The organism is Roseivirga seohaensis (genome assembly GCF_001592945.1).
Taxonomy (GTDB): Bacteria; Bacteroidota; Bacteroidia; order Cytophagales; family Cyclobacteriaceae; genus Roseivirga; species Roseivirga seohaensis.
Genome location: NZ_LRPB01000046.1, coordinates 25,721 through 51,959, shown reverse-complemented (window position 1 = coordinate 51,959; position 26,239 = coordinate 25,721). Strand labels below are relative to the sequence as shown.

The 26,239-nt window shown below is 39.7% G+C and carries 24 protein-coding genes; 5 read left to right on the top strand and 19 right to left on the bottom strand.

Annotated elements, in window-relative coordinates; all coding sequences use genetic code 11:
• Positions 1-33 precede the first annotated feature (33 nt).
• Genes AWW67_RS13015 through AWW67_RS12990 form a run of 6 tightly spaced genes read right to left on the bottom strand, consistent with a single transcriptional unit; the run spans position 34 to position 4,289 of the window.
• Positions 34-732 carry a CoA transferase subunit A gene (locus AWW67_RS13015; RefSeq protein WP_053225034.1) on the bottom strand — a complete coding sequence of 233 codons (699 nt, stop codon included), beginning with the start codon at positions 730-732 and terminating at the stop codon, positions 34-36.
• Positions 722-1,675, bottom strand: coding sequence for a bifunctional riboflavin kinase/FAD synthetase (locus AWW67_RS13010; protein ID WP_062302282.1), 954 nt, complete (start codon positions 1,673-1,675; stop codon positions 722-724). Before AWW67_RS13010 ends, AWW67_RS13015 begins: the two co-directional genes overlap by 11 nt.
• Complete coding sequence (gene truB, locus AWW67_RS13005; RefSeq protein WP_062302280.1) at positions 1,672-2,382, bottom strand: tRNA pseudouridine(55) synthase TruB; 711 nt, start codon at positions 2,380-2,382, stop codon at positions 1,672-1,674. Before truB ends, AWW67_RS13010 begins: the two co-directional genes overlap by 4 nt.
• The gene (locus AWW67_RS13000) at positions 2,382-3,173 is read right to left on the bottom strand and encodes an undecaprenyl-diphosphate phosphatase (protein ID WP_062302279.1); all 792 of its coding nucleotides are present in this window, start codon (positions 3,171-3,173) and stop codon (positions 2,382-2,384) included. The genes truB and AWW67_RS13000 overlap by 1 nt, the downstream gene beginning before the upstream one ends.
• Entirely contained in the window at positions 3,173-3,388 is a 216-nt protein-coding gene (locus AWW67_RS12995) for a DUF3098 domain-containing protein (protein ID WP_053225030.1), read from the bottom strand. The genes AWW67_RS13000 and AWW67_RS12995 overlap by 1 nt, the downstream gene beginning before the upstream one ends.
• Before the next feature lies 1 nt (position 3,389).
• Positions 3,390-4,289: a cell division protein FtsX gene (locus tag AWW67_RS12990; RefSeq protein WP_062302277.1), complete on the bottom strand. Its 900-nt coding sequence runs from the start codon at positions 4,287-4,289 to the stop codon at positions 3,390-3,392.
• A gap of 320 nt (positions 4,290-4,609) precedes the next feature.
• Between AWW67_RS12990 and AWW67_RS12985 the strand changes: the two genes are divergently transcribed.
• Positions 4,610-5,011 carry a DUF2147 domain-containing protein gene (locus AWW67_RS12985; RefSeq protein ID WP_176700053.1) on the top strand — a complete coding sequence of 134 codons (402 nt, stop codon included), beginning with the start codon at positions 4,610-4,612 and terminating at the stop codon, positions 5,009-5,011.
• A 5-nt stretch (positions 5,012-5,016) separates the two neighbouring features.
• Here the strand turns inward: AWW67_RS12985 and AWW67_RS12980 are convergent, their stop codons facing one another.
• From AWW67_RS12980 to AWW67_RS12945, 9 genes are all read right to left on the bottom strand, one after another.
• Positions 5,017-6,564 carry an SDR family NAD(P)-dependent oxidoreductase gene (locus AWW67_RS12980; protein ID WP_062302274.1) on the bottom strand — a complete coding sequence of 516 codons (1,548 nt, stop codon included), beginning with the start codon at positions 6,562-6,564 and terminating at the stop codon, positions 5,017-5,019.
• 139 nt (positions 6,565-6,703) lie between these two features.
• Positions 6,704-9,310, bottom strand: coding sequence for an ABC transporter permease (locus tag AWW67_RS12975; protein ID WP_221405269.1), 2,607 nt, complete (start codon positions 9,308-9,310; stop codon positions 6,704-6,706).
• A 5-nt stretch (positions 9,311-9,315) separates the two neighbouring features.
• Entirely contained in the window at positions 9,316-9,645 is a 330-nt protein-coding gene (locus AWW67_RS12970) for a PadR family transcriptional regulator (RefSeq protein WP_062302273.1), read from the bottom strand.
• 897 nt (positions 9,646-10,542) lie between these two features.
• A complete protein-coding gene (locus AWW67_RS12965; RefSeq protein ID WP_062302271.1) occupies positions 10,543-11,022 on the bottom strand; it encodes a GNAT family N-acetyltransferase in 480 nt (159 codons plus the stop codon).
• Positions 11,023-11,085: 63 nt separating this feature from the next.
• Positions 11,086-11,241, bottom strand: a complete 156-nt coding sequence (locus AWW67_RS19090; protein WP_176700052.1) for a hypothetical protein — start codon at positions 11,239-11,241, stop codon at positions 11,086-11,088.
• A 71-nt stretch (positions 11,242-11,312) separates the two neighbouring features.
• Complete coding sequence (locus AWW67_RS12960; RefSeq protein ID WP_053225023.1) at positions 11,313-11,774, bottom strand: YHS domain-containing (seleno)protein; 462 nt, start codon at positions 11,772-11,774, stop codon at positions 11,313-11,315.
• Positions 11,775-12,089: 315 nt separating this feature from the next.
• Positions 12,090-12,452, bottom strand: coding sequence for an SPW repeat domain-containing protein (locus AWW67_RS12955; protein ID WP_053225022.1), 363 nt, complete (start codon positions 12,450-12,452; stop codon positions 12,090-12,092).
• Between the two features lie 11 nt (positions 12,453-12,463).
• A complete protein-coding gene (locus AWW67_RS12950) occupies positions 12,464-12,817 on the bottom strand; it encodes a hypothetical protein (protein WP_062302269.1) in 354 nt (117 codons plus the stop codon).
• A gap of 104 nt (positions 12,818-12,921) precedes the next feature.
• Positions 12,922-13,503 (bottom strand): Crp/Fnr family transcriptional regulator, encoded by a 582-nt coding sequence (locus AWW67_RS12945; RefSeq protein WP_062302268.1) that lies wholly within the window; start codon positions 13,501-13,503, stop codon positions 12,922-12,924.
• Positions 13,504-13,880: 377 nt separating this feature from the next.
• Between AWW67_RS12945 and AWW67_RS12940 the strand changes: the two genes are divergently transcribed.
• The 4 genes from AWW67_RS12940 to AWW67_RS12925 all read left to right on the top strand — a co-directional run bounded on the left by AWW67_RS12940 (position 13,881) and on the right by AWW67_RS12925 (position 20,150).
• Positions 13,881-14,294, top strand: coding sequence for a hypothetical protein (locus AWW67_RS12940; protein WP_062302267.1), 414 nt, complete (start codon positions 13,881-13,883; stop codon positions 14,292-14,294).
• A gap of 160 nt (positions 14,295-14,454) precedes the next feature.
• On the top strand, positions 14,455-15,537 hold the full coding sequence (locus AWW67_RS12935) for an efflux RND transporter periplasmic adaptor subunit (protein WP_053225018.1): 1,083 nt from the start codon (positions 14,455-14,457) through the stop codon (positions 15,535-15,537).
• 25 nt (positions 15,538-15,562) lie between these two features.
• A complete protein-coding gene (locus AWW67_RS12930) occupies positions 15,563-18,724 on the top strand; it encodes an efflux RND transporter permease subunit (RefSeq protein WP_062302265.1) in 3,162 nt (1,053 codons plus the stop codon).
• Positions 18,717-20,150, top strand: a complete 1,434-nt coding sequence (locus tag AWW67_RS12925) for a TolC family protein (protein WP_062302264.1) — start codon at positions 18,717-18,719, stop codon at positions 20,148-20,150. The genes AWW67_RS12930 and AWW67_RS12925 overlap by 8 nt, the downstream gene beginning before the upstream one ends.
• Positions 20,151-20,252: 102 nt before the next feature.
• On the opposite strand, the gene AWW67_RS12920 is transcribed toward AWW67_RS12925, so the two are convergent.
• From AWW67_RS12920 to AWW67_RS12905, 4 genes are all read right to left on the bottom strand, one after another.
• Complete coding sequence (locus tag AWW67_RS12920) at positions 20,253-21,416, bottom strand: TlpA disulfide reductase family protein (RefSeq protein WP_062302262.1); 1,164 nt, start codon at positions 21,414-21,416, stop codon at positions 20,253-20,255.
• A 28-nt stretch (positions 21,417-21,444) separates the two neighbouring features.
• Entirely contained in the window at positions 21,445-22,812 is a 1,368-nt protein-coding gene (locus AWW67_RS12915) for a TlpA family protein disulfide reductase (protein ID WP_062302261.1), read from the bottom strand.
• 165 nt (positions 22,813-22,977) lie between these two features.
• The gene (locus AWW67_RS12910; RefSeq protein WP_141655455.1) at positions 22,978-23,421 is read right to left on the bottom strand and encodes a hypothetical protein; all 444 of its coding nucleotides are present in this window, start codon (positions 23,419-23,421) and stop codon (positions 22,978-22,980) included.
• A gap of 167 nt (positions 23,422-23,588) precedes the next feature.
• The gene (locus AWW67_RS12905; RefSeq protein ID WP_062302258.1) at positions 23,589-26,228 is read right to left on the bottom strand and encodes an ABC transporter permease; all 2,640 of its coding nucleotides are present in this window, start codon (positions 26,226-26,228) and stop codon (positions 23,589-23,591) included.
• Positions 26,229-26,239: the final 11 nt, after the last annotated feature.

Below are 26,239 nucleotides of genomic sequence, written 5' to 3'. Positions count from 1 at the left end.
ATCTTCAAATCACCAAATTATCACATCACCAAATCATCTAAGCCTAGTCGTTCTCTGTTCAATTCTTTTCTCGTAGTCCTTTCCTTGGAAAATGCGCTGCACGTAAATACCGGGAGTGTGAATGTGATTCGGATCCAACTCGCCAGGTTCTACCAGTTCTTCAACTTCGGCAATGGTGATTTTACCCGCTGCAGCCATCATTGGGTTGAAGTTTCTGGCGGTTCCTTTAAAGATTAGATTACCAGAAGTATCGCCTTTCCACGCTTTTACCAAAGCGAAATCAGCCTTCAACCAGTTTTCGAGTAAATACATTTTACCATCGTATTCTCTAGTTTCCTTGCCTTCGGCCACTTCGGTACCGTAACCTGCTGGTGTATAAAAAGCAGGAATTCCAGCCCCACCAGCCCTGATTCTTTCGGCCAAGGTGCCTTGTGGAATAAGGTCTACTTCCAATTCTCCAGAAAGCAATTGCCTTTCGAATTCAGCATTTTCTCCTACATAAGAAGAGATCATTTTCTTTACCTGACGGGTTTTAAGCATTAAGCCAATCCCAAAATCATCAACACCAGCGTTATTAGAAATACAGGTCAATCCGTTTACTCCCGTTTTAAGCAGGGCAGAAATACAGTTTTCTGGAATACCACAAAGCCCAAAACCACCCAACATCAATACTGCGTTGTTTGGAATGTCTTTTACAGCTTCATCAGCATTAGCAACTACCTTATTGATCATGATTTTTTGCTTTATAATTTGACAAACAGGCTTTCACAGCGATTTCATCTTGCTTCAGTTGGTTTTTAAGTGCTTCTACCGAACTGAATTTTTCTTCTCTACGAATCAAATCTATAAACTCTACACTAATTTCCGAATCGTAAATATCTTCATCAAAATCGAAAATATGTACTTCGATGGTTTTGTCATCGCCACCAATGGTTGGGCGGTTGCCAATGTTCAGCATACCGTCTCTTTTGGTGTACTTGTTACAAACCTGAACGGCATAAATGCCATCGGCTGGAATAAGTTTATAACTTTCTTTTACGTGAATGTTGGCGGTAGGAAAGCCAATGGTTCTTCCAATTTTTTGTCCGTGCACCACCATTCCTGCTACAGAATACGGACGGCCAAGATATTCGTTGGCGGTTTTTACATCTCCTATTTCTAGTGATCTTCTGATTTTGGTAGAAGAAACTCCGATTTCGTCAATGTCTTGTCTAGGAATTTCTTCCACTTCGTAACCGTATTTGGGAGCAAATTCTTGTAGCTCTTTCAGTCCACCATCTCTGTTTTTCCCAAAGCGATGGTCGTAGCCTATAATTAGTTTTTTGGTATGAACACGCTCAGTCAGAATAACTCGAATGTATTCTTCGCTGCTCATTTGGGCAAATTCTTGGGTAAAAGGGATTTTGACCAAATGGTCTACTCCATACTTTTCTAGAACGGTAGCTTTTTCAGGAAAAGTGGTCAGCAGTTTTAAAGAATTATCCCAAGGTTTGAGCACTTGGCGCGGATGTGGCCAGTAGGTAATTAACACTGTTTCTCCACCAATTCTGTCGGCTTCTTCGCGCAAGCGAGCAAGTATTTTCTGGTGGCCTACGTGTACGCCATCAAAAGTACCGCTGGTGACTACTGCATTGCGTAGTTCTGTAATGTCGTTTGTTCCGAGATGAATTTTCATTCTATCGTTTTCACGTAGTTTATAAAGTCTTCAAGTTGCCAGGCTTCATCAACTGAATGTTCACCAATTTTAGTTCGCCTTAATGCACTTAAATATGCGCCAACGCCTAACTTTTCTCCAAAGTCATTGGCCAGTGTACGAATATAGGTACCTTTTGAACAGACCACCCTGAAGTTGACTTTAGGTAAATCTAAGCTTACTATTTCAAATTCCGAAATTGTTACTTGTCTTGATTTTAATTCTACATCCTTACCCGCACGCGCTAAATCATAAGCACGCTTTCCATCTACTTTAATGGCAGAAAAAATAGGAGGGGTTTGGGTGATTTCTCCGATGAAATTTTCGGTGTTTTGCTGTATTTCCTCAGCTGTTAAATGCGATATATCAACAGCGGGAGTTGGTTCAGATTCCAAGTCATAACTAGGGGTAGTGCTGCCCAACGTAAAGCTGCCCGTGTATTCTTTTACATCGGCCATATAACTTTCAATAGACTTGGTTTTTTTCCCTGTACAAAGAATTAAAAGTCCAGAAGCAAGTGGATCCAAAGTGCCTGCATGGCCAATTTTCTTAATCCCTATGTTGTACCTGACTTTCTTAACTACCCCAAAAGATGTCCATTCTAAAGGCTTATCGATTAGAATGACCTGACCGTTTTTGAAATTTTCTTCTTTACTGAGGGATGGATCTATTTCTAAAGATTTCGGCATTATATGAAGGTGTAGATTATTGCACCTAAACCAACGGCAAAGCAATAGAATGAGAAATATTTCAATTGACTTTTCTTCACCAAGGCGATCATCCACTTACAAGCTACAAGGCCTGCGAGAAAAGCCGCTAAAAAGCCAACAATAAGTGAAGCACTTTCAATTTGGCTAGAAGCGATATCGCCACTCAGCATGTCTTTGGCTACTTTTCCTAGGATTAATGGAACCACCATTAGGAAAGAGAAACGAGCGGCTTTTTCTCTGTCGATGCCCAAAAGTACGGCAGTAGAAATGGTAGCGCCAGAGCGCGAAATGCCCGGTAAAATAGCAATGGCCTGTGCAATACCGATAGTGATTGCGTTGGGCATTGATACAGCTTTGTCGGTTTTTTTGGCTTTGTCGGCTAAGAATAGAAGACCAGCAGTAAGAATAAGCATACAGCCCACCAATAACAGTTGTCCGCCAAATAGCGATTCAATTTCTTCATCGAAGAGCACGCCAATAACGGCTGCAGGAATCATTGAGGCTACTATTTTTAAGGAATACTTGAACTGGTCGTTGTTCTTGAACTGGAAAAGGCCCATGACCAATTCACCAATTTCTTTTCTGAAAATTACAATGGTACTTAGGGCAGTGGCAGCGTGTAGCACTACTGTCATCAATAAACTTTCTTCAGGAACACTAGTGTCGCCTAAAATGGCTTTTACTATTTCTAAATGCCCACTACTACTTACAGGCAAAAACTCTGTTAACCCTTGAACGATGCCAAGAATAATCGATTCAATAATGGTCATTAATCGTTCTTATCTTTCTTGAAAATGGCAAAAAACTCAATAATGAAACCCGCAAGAATAATGATCGGTCCTAAAGTAAGCCCAAGAAAACCTTGGCCTTGTGGGTTGCTTTCTAAAGACATAACGATAAAGCCCAAGAGCAAAACGCCTAATCCAATGAGCATCCATTTGTAGTTTTCTTTCCCGAAGGCGAAGTTCTTTTTATTTTCAGACATATTAGTATAGTTCGTCTAGTGACATTTTTAAATACTTATTCATGGCCCTATAGGTGCTGATAAAGGCAATGAAACTTCCAAGGATAATGAGTAAGCCGTAAAGGGCCAAGATGAAAACTTCTTGCTGAAGTTCTACTAACCTTTCTATTTTGGTATTGGCAAATTGAAGCAGTCCATAAAGCAATAGCGATGAAACAACTCCTGCTATAGCACCATGAAAAATTGCTCTTTTTAGAAATGGTTTTTTAATAAAACCACTGGTAGCACCCACCAATTGCATACTTCTGATTAAGAATCGCTGAGAGAAAAGAGCGAGCTTAATGGTATTGTTAATTAACATGACCACTACAATCAGAAGGATTGTGGCAAAGCCCATCAGGATCAACCCGATGTTTCTAAGGTTTTTGTTGATGGAATCTACAAGACTTTCTACAAAAGTGACTTCATAAACACCGCTAATGGTTTCGATTTTATTGCCGATGCTATCAAGTTTAGCATTAGTTTGAAACTCAGGAGCAATGTTTACCACCAAGGCATCGCGCAGTGGGTTATCGCCTAAGAATTCAGAAAAATCTTCACCTGTGTCTTTTACGAACTGCTCGGCCGCATCCTCTTTCGAAATAAAGGTGATTTGAGGTTTGTCTTCTTTTTTGAGCACGTAAGGGCTTGTAGAAATCTCGCGCTGAATGCGGTTACGCTGATTTTCTGACGTGTTTTTGTTGAGGTATACCTGAATCTCAATATTCTCCTGAATCACCGAAGTGAGACGGTTGGTATGTAATAGGAGCATTCCGAAAAGTCCAACCACAAATAGAGCCAAGGTCACACTAAAAATGACACTGCCATATTGGTATGAACCAACCTTTTTCTTCCTTCTGACTTTCTTTTCTTGCTTATTCACGATTGCTTAAACTCGTTCAAAAATAGTAATTTATTCATTCAGAGAACTGTCTATTCCAGTTAATATTATTTAATGTGATATCGAATTGTCGGGCGAAGTGGAAGTCTTTGCTACAAACGGGTAAGACCAAAAATATGTCTGATAATTTTGAGCTCTATATTTAAGCCGATTATTTCGCAATGATTAAAGGTCTTGGCAGATTTTTTGAATACGCACAATCTTTGATCATAGCCTTCGTGTTTTAGAACAATAGATCGCTTGATGAGGTTGAAACAGAGTTATTACCTATGAAATTAATTGCTACCATATTTTTTTTAACGATGTCTGTTTTTAAAGCACCATCCGATACTGCCGATGCCATTTTGGGTGTTTGGTGGACGGAAGGAAAGAAGGCGAAAGTGAGGATTTATAAAGAAGCGGGTCGTTATTCTGGTGAAATTATTTGGCTGAAAGCAAGTGCCAATAGCGATCATGTCATCCGTGACGCTAATAATGAGATTGAAAGTTTGAAGAAAAGGCCACTCATTGGTATTGATTTGATCGAAGGTTTCACCTTCAAAGATTCAAAGTGGGTGGAAGGAAAAGTATACGACCCTGAAAAGGGAAAATCATACGATTGCATTCTCAAACTGGATGGCGACCAATTGGAGGTGAGGGGTTATATGAAAATGCCTATGTTCGGTAAATCGGTGTATTGGAAAAGGGTGAACGAGGCTGAATAATCAACTTACCAAGAAGTAGGTTTATAGTCTTTCAAGAATTTTCCGCACCAGTGTTTGCCCGTATTAATTCCATCAAACAAAGGATCCATTACCCTGGCAGCGCCATCTACAATATCTAAAGGTGGCTGAAAATCATGGAGTTCTTCTTTTCTTCTGGCCAATTCTGCTGGGTCTTCGTCTGTTATCCAACCCGTATCTACCGCATTGGTGTAAATTCCAAATTTAACCAAGTCCGATGCCGAAGTAAGCGTCATCATGTTCAAAGCGGCTTTGGCCATATTGGTGTGCGGATGCCGCGGTTCTTTATGGAATTGGTGGAATTTACCTTCCATGGCCGATACATTAATGATGTGCTTTATTCCAGTGTTTTCCTTTTTCATCAGGTTCACCAAACGGTTGCACAATACAAAAGGGGCAACGGAATTCACCAATTGTACTTCCAGCATTTCGTTGGTGTGCACTTCACCTAGCTTCAATCGCCAACTGTTCGTTTTTCTTAAGTCCACCTGCTGTAAATCCGCATCTAGTTTCCCTTCGGGGAAGACTTCTTTAGCAGTAAGTGAATTGTCGATGCTATATGGGATTTGGGAGAGCTGAGCCGAAGCACTGAGGCCAATGCCCAATTGTTTGCCATGCCAGCTCACAGGCAAGTTCTTGTTTTCGCCTTCGGCAAAGCCAGCACTTAAAGTTCTTAATTCTTGTATGCAGTCATTGTGATCAGCCAAAAGGTCTTGAGCGAAAGGTGTTAATTCTTCAAATTTGAGCCTTTCATTGGGCATTAAATGCGCATAAAAACCAGCAGGTCGTCTCACGGTTTGTGCCGCATTGTTGATTAGAATATCTAGCCTATCGTAAGTCTGTTCTATGAAATTGCAGAAGATTTCTACGCTCGGAATATGCCTTAAATCTAAGCCATGAATGTTCAAACGATGACCCCAATCTTTGAAATCGGCTTCTTTAGAAAAGCGCAAAGCCGAATCGATAGGGAAGCGGGTAGTGGCAATTACGGTAGCGCCAGCCCTCAGCATCATTAAAGTAATGTGGTAGCCGATTTTCAACCTAGAGCCTGTGACCAAGGCCACTTGGCCGGTGAGGTCTGCGGTTTGAAAACGTTTGGCATAATTGAAGTCACCACATTCTTTGCACATGGTGTCGTAGAAATGGTGAAGTTTATTGAAAGTGGTTTTGCAAACGTAGCACTCTCTTGGAGATTCCAGCTCAACTTCTTTCTCATGCTCTTTGCCCGTGAGGTCAATCATAGTAGGGGCAATGAAGATGGAGGCTTCCCGCGCACTTCTAATACCAGTGGCGTTTCTTGCTTCCTTATCTTTGGCTGCTATTTTCTTCTTGATTACTTTTTTAGCGCCTCTTTTGCGCTTCAAAAGTTCTTCTTTACTCGGACGCGAAAAAGTACCTGCCGCTATAATCAAAGCCAGTCGTTCTTCTTTGGGAATATCGAAGATTTGGTTGGTATTGTTATTTAGACTCTCCAATACCTCAATGCACTGGCGAATCTGTTCTGGACTTAATTTGGTGGGCTCCTCTTTCGCCATGTTTGTTGCTTAGTTCAGCAAAAGTAAGATTATAAGCGTTGATTTTCATTCATAGGAGAGTGAATGATTTCAATGGAAGGAAATAAAAAGCCCTCCAAACTAATCTTGTTTAGCTTTGGAGGGCTGATTTTGAAGATCGTTATTCGCTTCTAAGGCTCTTTACTGGGTTTGCTCTGGCGGCCTTAAAGGTTTGTAAGCCTACGGTAAGCCATGCAATGACGAGCGCAGCAAGGCCAGCCAATAAGAAATACCAGATTTCAAGATCGATATGATAGGCGAATTCATCCAACCATGATTTCAGTAAGAAATAGCTTAAAGGAAGCGCAATCAGAATGGCCAATACAATCATTTGGTTAAAATCGACAGAGAGTAACCTAACGATGTTTGAATTACTGGCGCCCAAAGCTTTTCTTACGCCAATTTCTTTAGAACGTCTTTCTGCGGTAAAAGCAGCCAATCCAAAAATACCTAGGCAAGAAATGATAATGGCTATTCCTCCAAAGTATTTAGAAAGTGTAGCAACACGTCCTTCTGCAGCATATTGAATCGCGTAATCTTGGTCTAAAAAGGTGTAATTGAAATCGAAGCCAGCATTGTATTCTTTATAAAGCTTTGAGATTCTATCAATGGTATTGCGCTCTTGTCCGGGTTCAATCCGAACCAAAATGTTCATCATTCTTTGGTCTTCTAATTTGAAGAACATTGGGGTGATTGGTTCGTGTAAAGAACTGAAATTGAAGTCTTTTACCACACCAATAATCTGCATGTCTTTGCCCCAAAGCCTTACGATTTGCCCTATTGGATTGGTCAACCTCATTACCTTAACTGCCTCCTGATTTATGATGAGTTTAGAAATGTCTGTGGTTAGTTCTCTAGAAAAACTTCTGCCTTCAATAATATCTACTCCAAGCGTTTCTATAAAATCATAAGTCACCGTCATATTGCCGAACCGGGTTTGCACTGCCTCATTTTTTTCTGGCCAGTGCACATCGGTGGTGTAACTTCCTCCACTAATAATGGTATGTTGCGTGCCGCCCGCATTGATTACCCCAGGGGTGTTTTTCAGCTGATCGAAAAAAACATCTAGGTTCTCCGTCACTTTGCCTTCGTTGGCAAAGAGAATCAGGTTTTCCTTATTGTAGCCTATGTTTTTGTTCTGAACGAATTCAATCTGTTTTGAAACCACCAATACGGCTGCAATAAGTACTACAGATAAAGTGAACTGAAAAACAACCAAGCCTTTTCTGACCCAAAGTTCACCCAATGAATTCTTGATTTTCCCTTTAAGAATGGTAGTTACTTTGAATCCCGACAAGTAAAGCGCAGGATAACTTCCTGCTATCAATCCAGTGATTACTAGAATGGCGAAAAGCAAAATGAGCAAATTAGAACTGAGTTGAAAAACGATCTGCTTGCCCGTAATCACATTGAACTGAGGAAGAATAAGCACCACCAACACCAAGGCTACTAGAATAGAAATGAAGGTCATGAGAAATGCCTCTTCTAAATACTGCCAAATTAGGGCTTCGCGTCTGGCACCAATGGCTTTTTTAACGCCAATTTCTTTGGTTCTTCGTGAGGCTTTGGCCGTAGAAAGGTTCATAAAGTTGATGCAGGCAATCAGCAGAATGAAAATTGAAATAATAGAGAAGAGTCTTACATATTCTATTCTACCACCCGATTGTACACCATTTTCATAATTGGAGTACAGGTACTTATCGGAATAGGGGCGAACGAACGGAGTTACATTAGATTTAGGCGCTTTCTCTTTTACAAATGGCGTAAGCTTTTGATTGAGCTGGTCAACATCTGTTCCTTTGGCCAATTTGACATAGGTAAGCGCATTATAATTGCCCCAATGTTTACCTTCGCCCAGTATATCAGCGAAGATATCGAAGGGTAAAACAAAGTCGAATTCTTCTGTTGAATTGGCAGGTACATCTTCGAAAACTCCCGAAACCTGAAGGTCTTTGCTGAATTCTAGCACTTGCCATTTTACGTTTTTGCCCATGGCTTTTCCTGGGTTTCCAAATAAGCTTGTGGCCAAGCTTTCAGAAATAGCAATCGACTCTTTATTTTCTAATGCGCTTGTGGCTGAGCCATAAATCAGCGGAAATGTAAAAAGCTCGAAATAGCGTTTTCCGGCAAATCTGCCCGAAGCTTTAATCGTTTTCTCAGAAGTCGTTAGTGGCATTTTACCGAACCAAAAGGAAGGAGTGGCCTGTAAACCAATTTCTATTTCTGGCACTTCTTGCTCCAAGGCTTCGGCCAGTATGGCTTGTGTGTCTTCTTGCGTATTGAGCGTGCCCGACTCTTCATGGTGAAGCATGACTTGATAAAGCTGGTCATCGAGCTTGTGGAATTTGTCTACGCTGAGTTCATCGGTTACCCAAAGGTAGATGAGTAGGGTGCAGGCCAATCCGGTGGAAAGGCCAATTAGATTGATTAGAAATGCGCTTTTGTAGCGCAGAAAATTTCTGTAGCTGACTAATAAGTTGTGTTTGAACATACCGTAATAATTGAGTTTTTGATTTCCTTCTAATTTTCGGATCATGCTGGGCCTGAACAGCTTTAGCACGTCTTTCTTGAATAATCTTTTTGCCTTTTGTACTCCGTGGTTTTCAGCATTCACCTCAAACCGTTCTAATAAATCACCTTCAATGTCTTCTTTGTACTCCGCCCTACAGAACCACCTGAAGAACCTGAGCCAAAACTTTGAAGGCTGAATATTGTCATGTGACCGCATGACGATTAATCGTTAAGTGCTATTTCTGGAATGGCTTTCCACAAACTCAGGCGCTGCTCTTTGGCTTCGCGAAGTGTGGTTTTGCCTAAACTGGTTACCGTGAAAAACCGTTTTCTTTTACCGCCCCTCATTTTTGTAGCTTCGCCAAATTCAGAAGTGAGAAAACCTTTGTCTTCCAATCTTCTTAATACCGTTTGCAAAGCGCCAATGCTTACCGAGCGACCCAAACGCGACTCCATTTCATCGATAATAGCTACTCCGTAGGCTTCGCCATGCAAAATGGCCACGGTTAAGAGCACGATTTCTTCGAATTCACCAAGGTTATGTTTACCCATTGCTTTATTATTTACCTTAAATGTAGTTAATATAAAAAAGGAAGCAAGCGGAGTAGTAAATTATTTTTACCTTGATTGTAGTTTATATTGATTGTGTCCTTTGATGAGTGAGAAATCCGTAATTCAATATTCGCACGCATGTCCGCCCTCCTTGCCTACGCGAAGCTTCTGCAAAGCGAGGTGGGGCGGTAGGTGGGGGATTTTAAATTAAGTACAGTTAACAGTCTATTATATAAACCACCGCCCTGAACCGTCACTGTGAGGAATAAACCGAGCGATAGCTAAGGTTTGTGACGCGACAGTCTGTTCGTTTTATTGAGTGATAATCAGGACAGAGTCCTGAACTATAATCGTCACAGGTTCGGAGAACCTGCGACAGGGGGAAAGCCTCTAATAGCGTTGTCAAGGTAATTTATTACGCCCCTACAGGGCTTAAGTAGGAGAGGTGGTTTTTTACGAAGGGTTGCGCCCTTCGTTTGGATATGGCGCCCTTTCAGGGTTTTGTGAAGCTGAATGCTTTTGCTCTTTATGTGTTTTAAGAAGCTAGGTTTTTTTGAACTGAAAGCCCTGTAAGGGCGAGATATTGTAGGGACGGGCGTAGCCCGTTCCCTGTTAGCACAAAATCAAATAAGCCCTGTAAGGGACGAACATCTTTAGTTCTCGAGGTCAGGATTAAAAGTAGTGTGCGAATAACGGACTAATGTAGTAGATCTACTGGTGAAGAGTATTGACAGTAGCGATAATCCTCGTTGTAAACGATGGTTAGTGAGGATATTGTTCTGAAATAGGTTTAAACAATTAGGCATAAGAAAGAGGATCAGAGGTGAGGCTTGTATTTACAAATTACCCACTTTTTACTAATTTATATGTTGATATTTAAGTTTCGGTTTGATCATTTTAAGCGTTGTGGTTAGGGTTTTCTATTCTGTATCTAATAAACCTTCTGTTTTCAATTTCTAATTCACCATCTTCTTTAAATCCTAGCCGTATTAGGCCTTTGGTTCTTGTTCTTGTAGGAGGAAATAATACTGTTACTGATTTTAGCTGCATTTCATTAAATGCTTTGTCTATAATTTGATGGTATATGAATTTCCCTAAACCCCAATAGTCTGGATGTAGTACGAGAGCCAAGTCTACTTCTCCTTTTTCTGGCTGTAATCCACCCCAGCCAGCGAATTGGCCATTGACAATGAAAGCCCATGGCCCGTAGCCATTTTCAGCCCATAACTGTTCTTTACTAGCAATGAATGCATCACACATACTTTCATTAAAATATTCTGTCAGCAAGGGCATTTGTCGTCTTACCAACTGATTATTCATTAATTCAATAATCATAGACTTTTTTACTTCTGAAAGTCGCTTCAACTCAATTTTCATGGTTATGGGTTTATATAAAGTAAAAGTATATAGTGTAACCTGTGTATTACATTTTTCTTTAATCTAGTGTTGGTCTGTTGGTAGAACCGAAAGCTGCTCCTGACATTCAGTGTTTTCAATGGAACAGGAAATCAGTTCCGAAGCAGTAGCTAAAGCTAGTTTATTGGCGCTTATGATTAGCAATGGTTTTAAAATCAGGACTTTAACGCTTCTTTTCATTGATTTAAAAAACATTAAGGTATCGGGCGTTTTAGTCTAACACCAAATACCTTAAATCATTCACCTAATTATTATTTACTCAACTTTGTCCAGTTCATATTGGCTTTCTCTACTAGCTCTTTGTGATTACCAGTAATCCAAAGTTGTTGTGCATCTACTTCCAAATCATATAGGAACAAGAAGTATTTCCCGTCTTTTACTACGAATTTATTTGGATCAACCCTGAATTTTGCACCAACTGAAACACCAAAGGCACAATATCCACCGTATTGAGGTAAGTATTTTTTTGGATTTGATTCGAAAGATTTCTTTTGAGCCTCGCTTGTAAAATAATACGCTAGTCCATCATGGGTAGCTTTGTGTTCTTTTAGGCCTTTTTGAGCGATACCTAAATCCAAATACGAAACAGGGCTATAACCTTGAAGTGCTATTTTACTGTCATCAATATTGTTGGCGTTTTTATTCTGAGCACTGACATTTGTACCTAGTACCATCATCATTACTACTACTAAAATGTTAATCGACTTTTTCATTGTTTCTAAATTTTATTGAATGTTTGTTTTAAATGCTTTTTCTGATTGAAAACCTGTCCCCCCTTTTTAAAAGTAAATGGTTATAAAACTGGATGTTACCTTGTTTGATATCACAAAATCCACTCAAGTGAATTCATTCTTTATCGATCTTATTCGGAAGAATTTTTTGACATGCTCACAGTGGTTTCATGTTTTACCATATAGATTGGTGCAAACCTTATTTGCTTCTTTTCCTTACTATAAATAGTTAGGTTTCTGAAAATATTTATCTTCTATTTATCGCGAATGGGGGTGTTTTTTAGAGATTAATTACCCTTAATCTATTTCACTGGCTTGTTCAGGTTTATGCAAGCTCACCACTGTTAAAACGGCTGCGCCATTTATCCAGAAGTAGTTGGCGTCTATTCCGCTGAATGAAAAGAGAAAAGGAGCGGTAACAAATACAAGTCCTACCAGTGCATCTACTATGAGATGCCATTTGTATGGAACGATTCGGTAAACACCTAATCGATGGTCTGTAAGCAGGGTTAAGATAAAAGCTGCAATTCCTGTAGCTACAGACAGCAGTAAAGCGAATGAGTTTGAATTTCCCAAGCCAAGTATGAATGGTAAACCTATAAGTGCTAAAGCTACAGGGTAGTCCAGAAAGGCGTGCATATTCTTAGTTACGAATCTCATACCAACCTAATTTAAGCTTTGAAATATTGTTCTTCTATTACCTGCCCGTTTTGCCAAACAGTTCTAAGAATCTCGTGCCAAAAAACCTTACTACCGTCTTTCATGTCAAAGTCGAAAGTAAATTCAGCAAAAGAAATATCTCCAATCAAGGCAGCATTATGCATGATGATATCATTCACTTTAGCAATTGCGTTGGCAAAACCTTTCATTTTGACTAGCATTTCCTCTTTGTTGTTTGTTACAGTACCATCAAAGTCCAAGGTTTTTACATTCGAAGCAAAATACTTTTCTGTGGCTTCTACAATTTGCCCTTTTCTTACCAGCTCGTTTTTGGCTGATAAAATTTCATTTAAAGATTGTTCCATTTTTGTTTTTTTGAATTGTTTGTCAATATCGACATGACAAAAGTCCAGCAATTCAAAAGCAATAAATATGAAGTAGTTTAAGAAATAAGGTTGATCTAGTTCAACTATTTTTTAGTTCTCTTATTTCTGATTCTGGATAAAAACTCGGTGGTCATTCCTAGGTATGAAGCCAACGCGTATTGAGGTACGCGTTGAACGAAATTGGGGAAATTCAACAGAAAATTCTCGTATCGTGCTTCCGCAGACTGAGTAAGGTTGAAGAGAATTCTTCGATGTTCAAAGGCTAGGCCTTTTTCTGCTATTATTCTAAAAAATGTTTCGAACTTATGGTTAGATGCTTTTAACTCTTGTTCTTTTTCGAATTCAATTTGTAGGATGGTACTGTCTTCTAACGCAACAATAAATAGAGTTGCAGGGTGTTGGTAGATGTAACTATTGAAATCTGAAACCCACCAATTCTCAATGGCAAATTGAAGTGTATGTTCCTGTCCTTCAGCCGATACAATATAACTTCTGAAAGCACCTTTTACTACAAATGACCTATGGCTATTTGTGAAGTTAGGCTGAACAATAAATTGTCGTTTTTTTATATTCACCTCTTCAAAACAAGACACAAACTGCTCTGTTTCAATATCGTTTAGTGCGACAATTTTTTGCACATAATCTATAAGTTGTCTTTTACTCATTATTCAAAGGCGTCCGCAATTAAAGTGTTATACTATGGAAATCAAGGCTGTGTAATGAAACAAAAAGTGCAGTTATATTCAAATAGTCCCTCTTAAATGTGTTACGGTTAGTCAGCCCAATGTCTTTGGAGGTCAACAATACTATCGTTTACTTCAAAATTAGCTATGTTAGAAATTTATAATTGGCAGCCTTGCTCAATATATTCGATAGGCAGAGGTGTTTTGGTTGTTCAGTGGTCAGCGAGACGTAAAGTAAGGTTGGTACTACACTCTACATCATCTTATAAAACCAGCTTATTTTAATTTTTGATATTTAATGAAAAATTAACAAATCTGTATTTGGCTATATTATTACGGTAATGTAGCTTTGGCGCCTAATGAAAAATCTGCGTTTAGGGTATTTTTTAGCAATTGGCATTCTAATATTGAATGTCTGGGGCTATCCATACGCACAATTAAATCAGGATTCAGTAATATGCTCCGAAGTGCTGAATGAAAGCACTGAAGTTATACCTCTCGTTGCTCAAGATCATCAGTTTTTTCTTTCAGAAGCTCCATTGTCAGACTTTGAAAAAACTTTCAATATTGATGTTGTTGAAACTGAGATTGAAGAAGAGCTAACCTCTTCAAAAAAGCACCTTGCAAGTAGCACATATATGGCGGCTATTTTGTGCTTATTGTTGCTTGGCTTTTTCTCTAGCCGAAGGGTAAAGAAGGTAACTTTTACACAGCGTTTTTCCTATTTAACTTCCCGCCACTGGTATATTGTATATCAGGTTTTTCGCATATAATACTTATTTCTAGTAGGTTAGGTTGTTGTCTAATAGCCCGGTCTAAAATTCTATAACTAAGTGACCTATAAAAGTCACAAGAGATCATTTTGTGCTTGTAAGCACATATCTCAAAAGAAATACCCTTAAAATCTTATTGTTTTTAAATCCCAAAATTGTGATGAAGAAAATTCTCATGCTTACGAGTTTGTGTGCATTGTTGCTATACACAAGCTGTGAATCAAAAAAGGAAGTTCATGAAATTGAAACCAAGTTTTCAGTAACAAGTCCTGCTCGCATGGACACTTCCATAACCAAAAATTATGTAAGTCAAATTCGCTCTATTCGCCATATTGAGTTACGTGCTCAAGAAAGAGGCTACTTGCAGAAAATTTATGTAGATGAAGGTCAGTCTGTAAAGCAAGGTCAACTGCTATTTAAGATTATGCCTAAGCTTTATGAAGCCGAATTACAAAAGGCTCAAGCTGAGGTCAATTTTGCAGAAATAGAATACCAAAACACTAAAAAGTTGGCCGATAGCAATGTGGTAGCTCCAAATGAGTTGGCTTTGGCGCAGGCCACACTAGAAAAGGCCAAGGCCGAATTGTCATTGGCACAAGTTCATTTACAATTCACAGAAATTAGAGCTCCGTTTGATGGAATCATTGACAGGTTTCATGTTCGCGAAGGAAGTTTATTAGAGGAAGGCGAGCTGCTTTCAAACTTCTCTGACAATAGCCAAATGTGGGTGTATTACAATGTACCAGAGGCTGAATACTTAGATTATAAATCTCAAATACAGAGTATTGAGGCCGTTAACGTAAAACTCTTAATGGCCAATAATAAGCAATTCGATCAGGCCGGAGTTGTAGAAACGATAGAAGCTGACTTCAATAACGAAACAGGAAATATTGCTTTCAGAGCAACATTCCCCAACCCGAATGGCCTATTGCGCCATGGCGGAACAGGCAACGTATTAATGAGCGTTCCACTGGAAAACGCACTGCTAATTCCTCAGAAATCTACATTCGAAATTCTAGACAAAAGATATGTATTCGTGATAGACGAACACAATGTAGTTAGGTCTAGAGAAATTAAAATTGCGGCTGAAATGCCCCATGTATTTGCGGTTTCAGAAGGCTTGTCAGAAAATGATAAAATCCTTCTAGAAGGCCTACGTTTGGTTAGGGAAAACGATGAGATCAGCTATGACTTTGTGCAGCCAATGGCAGTACTGTCTAATCTGAATTTATACGCTGAATAATCTACCTCCTAAAAATCAGAAAAAGATGTTTAATAAAATATTACACAGACCCGTCTTCGCAATTGTGATTTCGGTCGTTATCATTTTCATAGGTGGGCTGGCCATTAAGCAGCTGCCTATCTCTCAGTTCCCCCAAATAGCACCAACAACGGTTAGTATATTTATTGCTTACCCTGGCTCTAGTGCCGATGTTTTGGTAAAGTCTACCCTCATTACTTTAGAAAATTCAATCAACGGTGTTCAAGACATGCGCTATATGGCCACAGATGCTACAAGCGCTGGAGAGGCTACCATAAACGTAGTTTTTGAACCCGGTACAGACCCCAATCTCGCGGTTATCCGAGTGAAAACTCGGGTAGACCAAGTAATGCCGTTGCTGCCAGAATTAGTACAACGGGAAGGGGTAATCATTACGCCCATTCAGCCAAGTATGCTGATGTATGTTAACCTGTATGCGGACAATGAAAGTATGGATGAGAAGTTCCTTTACAATTACGCCAACGTTCAGATGATCCCCGAAATAAACAGGATTAAAGGGGTTGCCAGATCGCAGATTTTGGGTAGTAGAACTTATGCCATGCGTATATGGCTGAACCCAGATAGAATGCGCGCCTATAATATTTCTGTGGAGGAAGTGATGGAAGCCTTGGCAGAGCAAAGTATTATTGGTCGACCAGGTAGAATTGGCCAAAGCTCTGGTATTGCAGCCCAATCGTTAGAGTATGTGCTTACCTATAAAGGCCGATTTAACAAACCTGAGGAATATGATAATATCATCATTCGGGCTAATTCTGAAGGGGAAAGCATTCACTTAAAGGATATTGCTAAATCAGAATTGGGGAGTGAGTTTTTCGATATCTACTCTAATTTAGATGGGCATCCTTCTGCCGCTATTGTATTAAAGCAGAACTATGGAAGTAATGCGAGTGATGTAATTGCCGAGGTAAAATCGAAATTGGAAGAAATGAAAGCCAATTTCCCTCCCGGAATGGACTATAAAATTAGCTATGATGTATCTCAATTTTTAGATGCATCAATTGATAAAGTACTCCACACTTTGGGCGAAGCCTTTATTCTGGTTGCTGTGGTGGTTTTCGTATTCCTAGGCGACTGGCGATCTACTTTAATTCCCACGTTGGCTGTTCCTGTTTCGTTGATTGGTGCATTTTTCGTTATGCAGTTTTTCGGTCTTTCCATTAACCTAATTACACTTTTTGCGCTGGTATTGGCCATTGGTATAGTGGTAGATAATGCCATTGTTGTGGTGGAAGCTGTACATGCCAAAATGGAAGAGAAAAACCTTTCGCCTTATGTGGCTACACAAGAGGTATTGCATGAAATCAGTGGTGCTATTATAGCCATTACCGCGGTAATGACAGCCGTTTTTGTTCCGTTGGCATTTATGACTGGTCCAGTGGGTATTTTCTACAGGCAGTTTTCTATTACCATGGCTTCGGCAATTGTGCTTTCTGGTGTGGTGGCGCTTACGCTTACTCCAGTACTTTGCGCTATAATCCTTAAGAATACACACGGCCAGCCAAAGAAAAAAACGGTATTGAACAGGTTGCTCGATGGATTCAATAATGGCTTTGAAAAAATAACTGGAAGGTATACTTCATTGTTAAGGCGAATTGTAAACCGAAGAGTAGTGACTTTCGGTATTTTGATAGCGTTTTGTGCGGGAATTTATTTAGAAAGCAAAGTACTTCCTTCAGGCTTTATTCCGGGCGAAGACCAAGGTACTATTTATGCGATTATCCAAACTCCTCCGGGCTCTACCTTGGAAAGAACCAATCAAATATCTCAAAAGCTTCAGAAAATCTGTGAAGAAATTGATGGGGTAGAATCGGTTTCTTCATTGGCAGGTTATGAAATTATGACCGAAGGAAGGGGCTCTAATGCAGGTACTTGTCTTATCAACCTCAAACCTTGGGGAGATCGAGAAGAATCTGTAAAGGAAATCATGGAAGAGTTGGAAGAAAAGTCGAAAGGGCTTGGTGCCGTGGTAGAGTTTTTCGAGCCACCAGCAGTACCTGGCTTCGGTTCTTCGGGTGGTTTTTCTATGCGTTTGTTAGATAAAACTACCAATACCGATTACCAAGAATTTGATAAAATCAATAAGCAGTTTATTGAGGATTTGGGCAAGCGCGAAGAGCTAACAGGTCTGTTTACCTTCTTCGCTGCCAATTACCCACAATACGAATTGGTGATAGACAATGAATTAGCAATGCAAAAAGGGGTTTCTATTAATGATGCTATGGAAAACCTCAATATTTTGATTGGTAGTACTTATGAGCAGGGCTTTATCAGGTTCGGACGTTTCTTCAAAGTTTATGTGCAGTCAGACCCACAATTCAGAAAACTTCCTTCAGATGTATTAAAACTCTTTGTTAAAAACGATCATGGAGAAATGGTGCCTTATTCAGCCTTTATGAAAATTGAGAAGAAGCAAGGGCCAAATGAGGTAACCCGTTATAATATGTATAATTCAGCCTCTATCAGGGGTTTACCTTCAAAAGGATATACTACTGCAGATGCTATTCAGGCAATCAATGAGGTGGCCAAGGAAACCTTACCTAAGGGTTATGATATTGCTTGGGAAGGACTGTCATATGACGAGGCCAGTAGTGGAAATCAAGCTATTTACATTTTTATCATTGTATTAGCCTTTGTGTATTTTGTATTGGCAGCTCAGTACGAAAGTTTCCTTTTACCACTTGCGGTTATTCTATCAATTCCAGTGGGGGTATTTGGTTCGTTTTTATTGCTCAAATTGATGGGCTTAGATAACGATATCTATGCACAGATTGGACTGATTATGTTGGTGGGTTTACTTGGAAAGAATGCTGTATTAATTGTAGAGTTTGCTGTGCAGAAACATAGGCAAGGTTTTACAATTCTTGAAGCAGCTATTGAGGGAGCAAAAACGCGTTTCCGACCAATTTTGATGACTTCATTTGCTTTTGTGGCTGGTTTGATTCCGCTTGTAATAGCCACTGGAGCCGGTGCAATTGGAAACAGAACAATTGGCGCTTCGGCATTAGGGGGTATGATGCTCGGAACAATTTTCGGGGTAATTATAATTCCTGGGCTCTACTTCATTTTTGCGAAAATGGCAGAAGGCCGTCAATTGATTAGAGATGAACACGACAGACCATTAACCGAAGAACGATTTAAAAATGCGTAATAGATTGAAATATAAACACATAGTTGTAGCCAGTGTGTTGATGGCCTTTTCGGCTTGTACGGCTCCAGAATTAGCGCAAAAAGTGGCTAATACAGATGTGCCTGATCGTTATTACAGCGATCAGGATACCACTAACACCGCCAATATGCAATGGCGAGAATACTTTACTGACCCCTACTTGGTATCATTAATTGATACTGCTTTGAGCAATAATCAAGAATTGAATATTACTCTTCAAGAAATTGAAATTGCAAGAAACGAGGTAAGTGCGAAGAAAGGAGAATACTTGCCTTCGGTGAATTTAAGAGCGGGAACGGGAGTAGACAAAGTAGGACGATATACTCGTAATGGTGCGCTTGAAGCCAATACTGACATCGAACCAGGCAGAGAATTTCCAGAACCGCTAGGCGACTTTATGGTTGGCGCTTATGCCACTTGGGAAGTGGATGTTTGGCGCAAACTGCGTAATTCTAAAAAGGCAGCTTTAACGCGCTACCTCTCTTCTGTTGATGGGAAGAATTTTATGGTCACCAATCTGATTGCAGAAATTGCCAACTCTTATTATGAGTTACTAGCATTAGATAATCAGTTAGATATTGTCAAACAGAACATTGTAATTCAGACTGGTGCTTTGAAAATAGTAAAGCTGCAAAAAGAGGCTGCTAGAGTTACAGAACTGGCGGTGCGTAAATTCGAAGCTGAGGTATACCATACTCGTAGTTTACAATTTGATATTCAGCAGAAAATCATTGAGACAGAGAACAGGATCAACTTTTTGGTGGGGCGATACCCTCAATCAATTGAGCGGGACTCTAAAACTTTCAATGATCTGTTGCCTAAACAAATTCATTCAGGAATTCCTTCGCAATTGCTAGCCAACCGACCTGATATTAGGCAGGCAGAATTAGAGCTAGAAGCTTCGAAATTGGATGTGCAAGTAGCCAGAGCTAGGTTTTATCCTTCAGTAGGAATTACTGCTGGTGTTGGACTTCAAGCTTTTAACCCAAGCTTTTTGCTTAAAGCCCCTGAGTCATTACTGTACTCATTGGCAGGTGATCTTATGGCGCCTTTGATCAATAAGAATGAGATTAGGGCCACTTATAATAATGCCAATGCAAAGCAAATTCAGGCTGTTTTCAATTATGAGAAAACGATTTTAGGTGCTTTTGTTGAGGTAGCCAATCAGCTTTCAAACATTGAAAATTTAAAGCAGAGCTATGACTTGAAGGCGAAAGAAGTTGATGCGCTTTCACAGTCGATCAGTATTTCAAATGACCTTTTCAAATCAGCAAGGGCAGATTATATGGAAGTATTGTTGACACAGCGCGATGCATTAGAATCGAAGTTTGAATTGGTTGAAACCAAAATGCAGCAAATGAACGCCATGGTTAATATCTATAAGGCGCTAGGTGGTGGTTGGAATTAATATTATTCTCATTAATAAATGAGTCCATAGGTCATAAATAGCAAAAAGGCCATTCTAATTGTTAGCATGGCCTTTTCTTATGCTCTATTTTATTCTGAAGTATTATTCCAAAATCTCATCTAAAACATCAAAAGCTTCTTCGGTACTGCCTACAAAACGCTTGATGATTTTTCCTTCGGGGTCTAGAATAAACTTAGTTGGAAAACCTGCTACATTGAGTTTTAGCACAAGATCTTCGGTTTCGTTTTGGGCCAATACCTGTTGCCAGTCGTAGTCGTATTTATCAAGAAACTGAACCATCTTTTCCATGCTGTCTCCGCTGTTGATGCCCAAGATGACTAACTGATCTTTGTATTTTTCTTGGTATTCTTTAACGGTTGGCATTTCGGCAATACAAGGCGCGCACCAAGTTCCCCAGAAATCTACCAATACATATTTTCCTTTTAAACTGTAAAGCTCGAAAGTCTCGCCATTTGGTGTGGCATTACTGGTGAAGTTCGGAATGATTTTTCCTTCCATAGTGGATTCAATTCCTTCTACTCTTTGCGCTACAGCCTCGTAGTAAGTGTATCCTTCTAAGCTTTTATCGAAAGACTTGAAAATTTTGATCGCCTCATCTTGCGAAACTTGGCTACGCACCATCATATCTGACAAATACCAAGCAGCAGCTTGTGATTTAGGGTTTGATGCCACAAATGCCTTTTTCATTTCGTCCACTTTCTCGTTCAGAAGATTCATAGAATCGGTAAGTATATCATATCGTGGGTCGGTATCTTCTAGTTTGTTTTGTTCTAGCTGCATATTCACAGCTTGATTTAGTAGGGGAAATATTTTACTGTTGATGCTCGCCAAATCGTCATTAGCTGGAGTTCCGGTAGGGTAGGCGTTTACAAAATCGGTCACCTCTCCTTTAAACTCGATGTAATCTCCGGGAGCTGCTAAAAAAGCAAATTGAGAAGATTTGGCTGGGTAATAGCCTCTGTCGGTTCTTTTAATAGTGTTTTCTACATTTGGCCAAAAAACGATAAACTCGGGTTCACTGATTTTTGCAGTGTAGGTAAACTTTCCATTCTCCACAAAAATGGAGTCAGAAACTCTATTCCCCTCGGCATCCTTATAGCTTCTAGTCATAAATTCGGTATCAAGCCCTTTTAGCGTTCCCGTTACTGTAAAGCTATCGGGTGCTACTTTTACTTCTGGCTTACAGGCAAAAAGTACAGCAGTGAGTAAAAGTAAGGAGGTGGTTTTTTGCAATAGGTTTTTCATATTAGTTTCTAAATAAATAAGTCAATTTTTAAAGCAGTTCGTCAATCATTGTGCGTACTTTCTCTTCTGAAGGGCGAGGAGCAAAGGCGGTAACAATATTAAAATTCTCGTCAATAAGCAAGTAGCGTGGAATGCCGTTGATTTTGTAATCGGCCAATTCTGCCTGACTGATTAAATAGGTCTTTTCCGTCCAGCCTTTCTTCTGAATGTAGTTTTCCCAGGCCTTAACATTTGTGTCAATGGAAACGGAAAGAAACTCGATGTCTTTTCCTTTGTAGTCTTCTTTTAGCTGTTCATAAGCTGGTTCTTCCGCTATACAAGGCCCGCACCATGTTGCCCAAAAATCGACATAAATGACTTTGCCCTTGTATTGAGAAAGCGGGTGCTTTTCACCGCTTTCGGTGTTCATTACAAAATCATAAGCGGCATGTCCGGGGTCGAGGCTATTGTAAGAAGACAGGGTGTATTCAATGGCGTTTTGGTAGTCGGGGTTTTTCAATTCGGCCATTACGGTTTTCGATTGAACTACAATGCTGTCTACTAATCCCGCATTTTTGAGAGAGTATAAAAAGGATTCTGTTTTCTGGAATTCTTTCATTTCAGGGGTTAAAGTAAAATCGGTGAAAAAGCCACTACTTCTGAATTTCTCGTTACCGAATACTCCTAGCATATCTCTGAAATTAGGATGTTCCATGTATTTATTCTGGTCTAAGTTGGCTGTTTTTTCATTCAGAATTTCTTTGGCTGGCGTCATGGCCTTAATCCAATTTTCATCACTAAACTCAAAGTAATCTTTAAAACTGGCGTAAATAGGGAAACTTTCTAGGGTGTTGATGTAGTCTAAATCAAGTCTCAGTTTTTCAAATTCTATAAACTTCGCGGAAGCATTTTTCACGTTTTCTAGTTTGGCTAATCGGGTTGCATTTTCTGTTTCGGCCAGTTTAACGATATCTTGCACATCTGGAGATTTAACCTCTCTTCCGCCCGAAAGGTAGGAACCACTTTTTGGAAAGGGAACGTCCATTAAATAGCGGTTTACTTCTGCACCTTTGCCTTCAAAAGTAGCCTTGTTCGGATCCATATAATCAAGGCTCACCACCAAGCTATCGCCAGGGCTTAAGTAGAGTTGATTTCTTCCCACACTAAAATAACCCTCTTCTTCCAATACAAAAGAAGTAGAGAAACGATTATTGGCATCTACAGAAAGCTCAACGTTTTGAATGCCTGTTAAGCTTGCTAGGCTGCCTCTGGCGCTTAGGGTTTTGGTGGCGTTATTAAAATTGATAAGCTCTCCTTGAATTACTACTGTTTTTGGGGGCTCTTCTTTTTCGGATAAACAGCTAGTGAAGATAAAGAAGGTGAGTAGGAACAATAAGGGGAATTTAATATGTCGCATAGAAGATTTTTAACTAATTGATATCTCAGAATTAGCTTCAAGTTAATTGTTTGCTTCTGTTTATCAAGTTTGATTTGTAGTAGGTGGTAAACTTGAAGTTTGACTTTCTTTATAATATGTACATAGGTGTCAAACCGTTGAATGATTTCAATAATCGAAACTCCTTTATCGTTTTCTGCTGTATTTCCGCTTTACTGTGCAGGTTTCGGTGCTTCCTGAATTCAGAAGCTCCGTAGTTGTAATTACCAAGTTGGGTCCGGTTAATACGTAAGTAGAGTTGATGTCAATACTATTGGGGAAAATGGGAGGGCTAAAAGTTATTTTTTCGCTTAGGGCTATGAAGGTACCTTTCTGTTGAAGTTCACCATTTACAGTGTATTCATAGCTTGAGTTTATTAGTGTTTTTAATTCAATATGCTCTTCTTGACTACCGCTAGGGAAGGTGCTGCCTTGACTACAGACGGCTTCTTCTTCTGTAAAGACCCAAGTAGTGAAAAAATCAGGATTTGTAATATGTGTTATTGCAGGCTCATTATATTGACAAGAAGCGGTAAAGAAGCAGGCCATCGCTGATAATAATAAGTATATAGGCTTCTTAAATCTAATCATAGACGTTTTGAAAACTCATTATAGTTACGAAAGAACTAAGTCTTGAGCTGTGAGTTTTATGTTTAAACAGTGTCAAGGGCAAAAGGTTGCGAAATGTAACGCCAGCCATCAAAAGAAAAAAACACTGGTCAGACCACACGAAGTAGTCTGACCAGAAGTAAGTATGGTTATTCTGACCTTAAACTTTTTACGGGGTTTGCTATGGCTGCTTTAATGGCCTGAAAGCTCACCGTAACAATAGTCACCAAGATGGCTCCAGCCCCAGCTATGGCAAACACCCACCAATACAATTGGGTTTTTACTTCGTAGCCATCTAGCCAGCCTTGGAGAACATTGTAAGAGACTGGAATAGCAACAAAGCAGGAGATTATAACCAGTAAGGTAAAGTCCTTTGAGAGCAATTTCCATAGGTTGATTACACTGGCACCAAGTACTTTTCGAATGCCAATCTCTTTGGTGCGTTGTTCCGCAACGAATGCCGAAAGCCCGAATAATCCTAAGCAACTGATAAGAATCGCTAGCAATGTAAAAAAGCTTGCTAGGCTACCAATTCTCAGTTCTGCATCAAATTTTCTGTTGTAATCGTCATCTGCAAAGTGATAATCGAAAGGTGCTTCGGGAAGTATTTCTTTATAAACTTTTTCGATTGCAGGTAATGATTGGCTCGCGCTTACAATTGGGTTAAGCCTGATGAACATATAACTCATATAGTCTTGTTCCTGCTCTAAAAACATGACCGACTGATCTGTTTGTTGAAAGGGTGAGCCTTTAATCATGTCTTTCACCACGCCAATAATTGTATAATTTTTGGCTTCTCTCCATCCGGGGTTGTACCTAACTATCGTTCCGATAGGGTTATCAAGGTTCATTTCCTTCAAAGCAGATTCGTTGATAATGATGGAATTTTTATCCGTTTCTAAATTTGGGTTGAAGTCTCGTCCAGCAATAAACTCCATGTCTACCGCATCAGCATATCCGTTAGAAATAGTGATTGTGTTGAATGACTTATCGTAGTTGGGATCCATTCCTTCCCAAGAAAAACCATGGTTCCAGCCAAAGGTGCTCGTTACCGAGTAATCAGAAAAACCGACAGCTTCGGCCATGCTTGTGTTAAGAATTTCCTTCTTTAATAGTTCCTTTTGATTTCTAAAGTTAGGAGATGCTGGGGCTAAGGTAATCATGCCTTTGGGCGAATAGCCTATAGGTCTGTCTTTGGCGGTCTGAATTTGGTTGTTCACGGTTATGGTGCCAATGATTAAAGCAATTGAAATAGTAAACTGAAACACTACAAGCACTTTGCGAGGAATGGATGCGCTTTTTCCAAACTTAAGTCCACCTTTAAGCGCCTTGAGTGGTTTGAAACTAGAAAGATAAGCCGCAGGGTAGGAGCCCGCAACGAGTGCTGTGAAGAGTATAAATCCGAGACTAAGCAACCAAAACTCAGCTATATTCCAAGGTGCAACAATGGCTTTTCCTGCGGTTTCATTAAACCAAGGTAATAATGCTTTAAGCAGCAAAAGTGAAATTAAGAAGGCCGCTAAAGTATAAAGTAATGACTCAATGTAAAATTGAGAAATGAGCTGTTTTCTCATTGAGCCTAATGTTTTTCTAATCCCCACTTCTTTGGCCCTTTTTTCAGAGCGAGCGGTGCTCAAATTCATAAAGTTGATGCAGGCCAAAAGCAATACGAAAATACCGATGGCGCCATACAGCCTCACAAATTTCATTTCATTACTCAAAACGTTCTTTCCATCTTTCCATTCCGACCTTAAATGCCAGTCTTTCATAGGATGGAGAAACAAGGTTTGACCTGATTCTTTAGCCCAATCATCATAATTACTCTTCACTTTTTCAGCAATGAGCGCTGAAAGTTGATCTTGGTTAACATTGTTGGCTAGCTTGATATAGACATCAATATTGTAATTGTTCCAAACATTAAAGGCTTCAGGTGTTTCTCCGAGTAATAATGATAGACGGGAAAAGAAGGTGGCATTACTGAACTTGGAGTTTTTTGGCAGGTCTTTATAAACTCCGCCCACTAATAAATCAATAGAAGAATTGAGTTGAACGTTCTGTCCAACTGGATTTTCTTTACCAAAGAGTTTTGCTGATAATGACTCAGAAAGCAGAATCGACCTTTTCTCTTTGAGCCCTTGAGTTGTTCCGTAAATCATTTCTAGACTCAAGGCTTCTGGGCCTTCTGGCTGAAGAAAAACTCCTATCTGTCTAAATTTCAATTCTCCATTTCCGATTACCGGTGCTTGAGTTCTCGACCTAACCATAAACAGACTTTCAATCTGATCGGGAAAGGATTCTCTAATGAGTGTACCCATTCCGGTTGTCAGTGAATTGCTTACTGAAACACCTCCTTCTCCGTTGTCTTCTGCCCGCAATACCTGAACAATTTGATCATAGTTTTTATGGTATTTGTTGTAATTGAGTTCGTCCTGAGCCCAAAGGCCAATAAGCATGGCTACTACCATGCCCATGGCAAGACCAAAAATGTTAATAAAAGAGTAGCCTTTGTTTTTGAGCATTTGTCTATAGCTCACTTTAAAATTGTGGTTGAACATAGTATTTGAGTTTTTGAATTTGATAAACCGAAAAGCAAAAGGACGCATATAGTTAATGACCTGAAACCAATAGTTGCGTTTTGCTTTTCGGGGTGAATGTTGTTTTAGTGTTGCGTAGAATTTTTCGTCCAAATCGCCCAAAACCTCTTCTGCTAGTTCATCTTTTATAAACCAGTTGAGTAGCTTTTCAGCGAAGCGAGGAGGGGTAATATGGTTTTTAGTGTTTTTATTCATGTTCCTAGGAA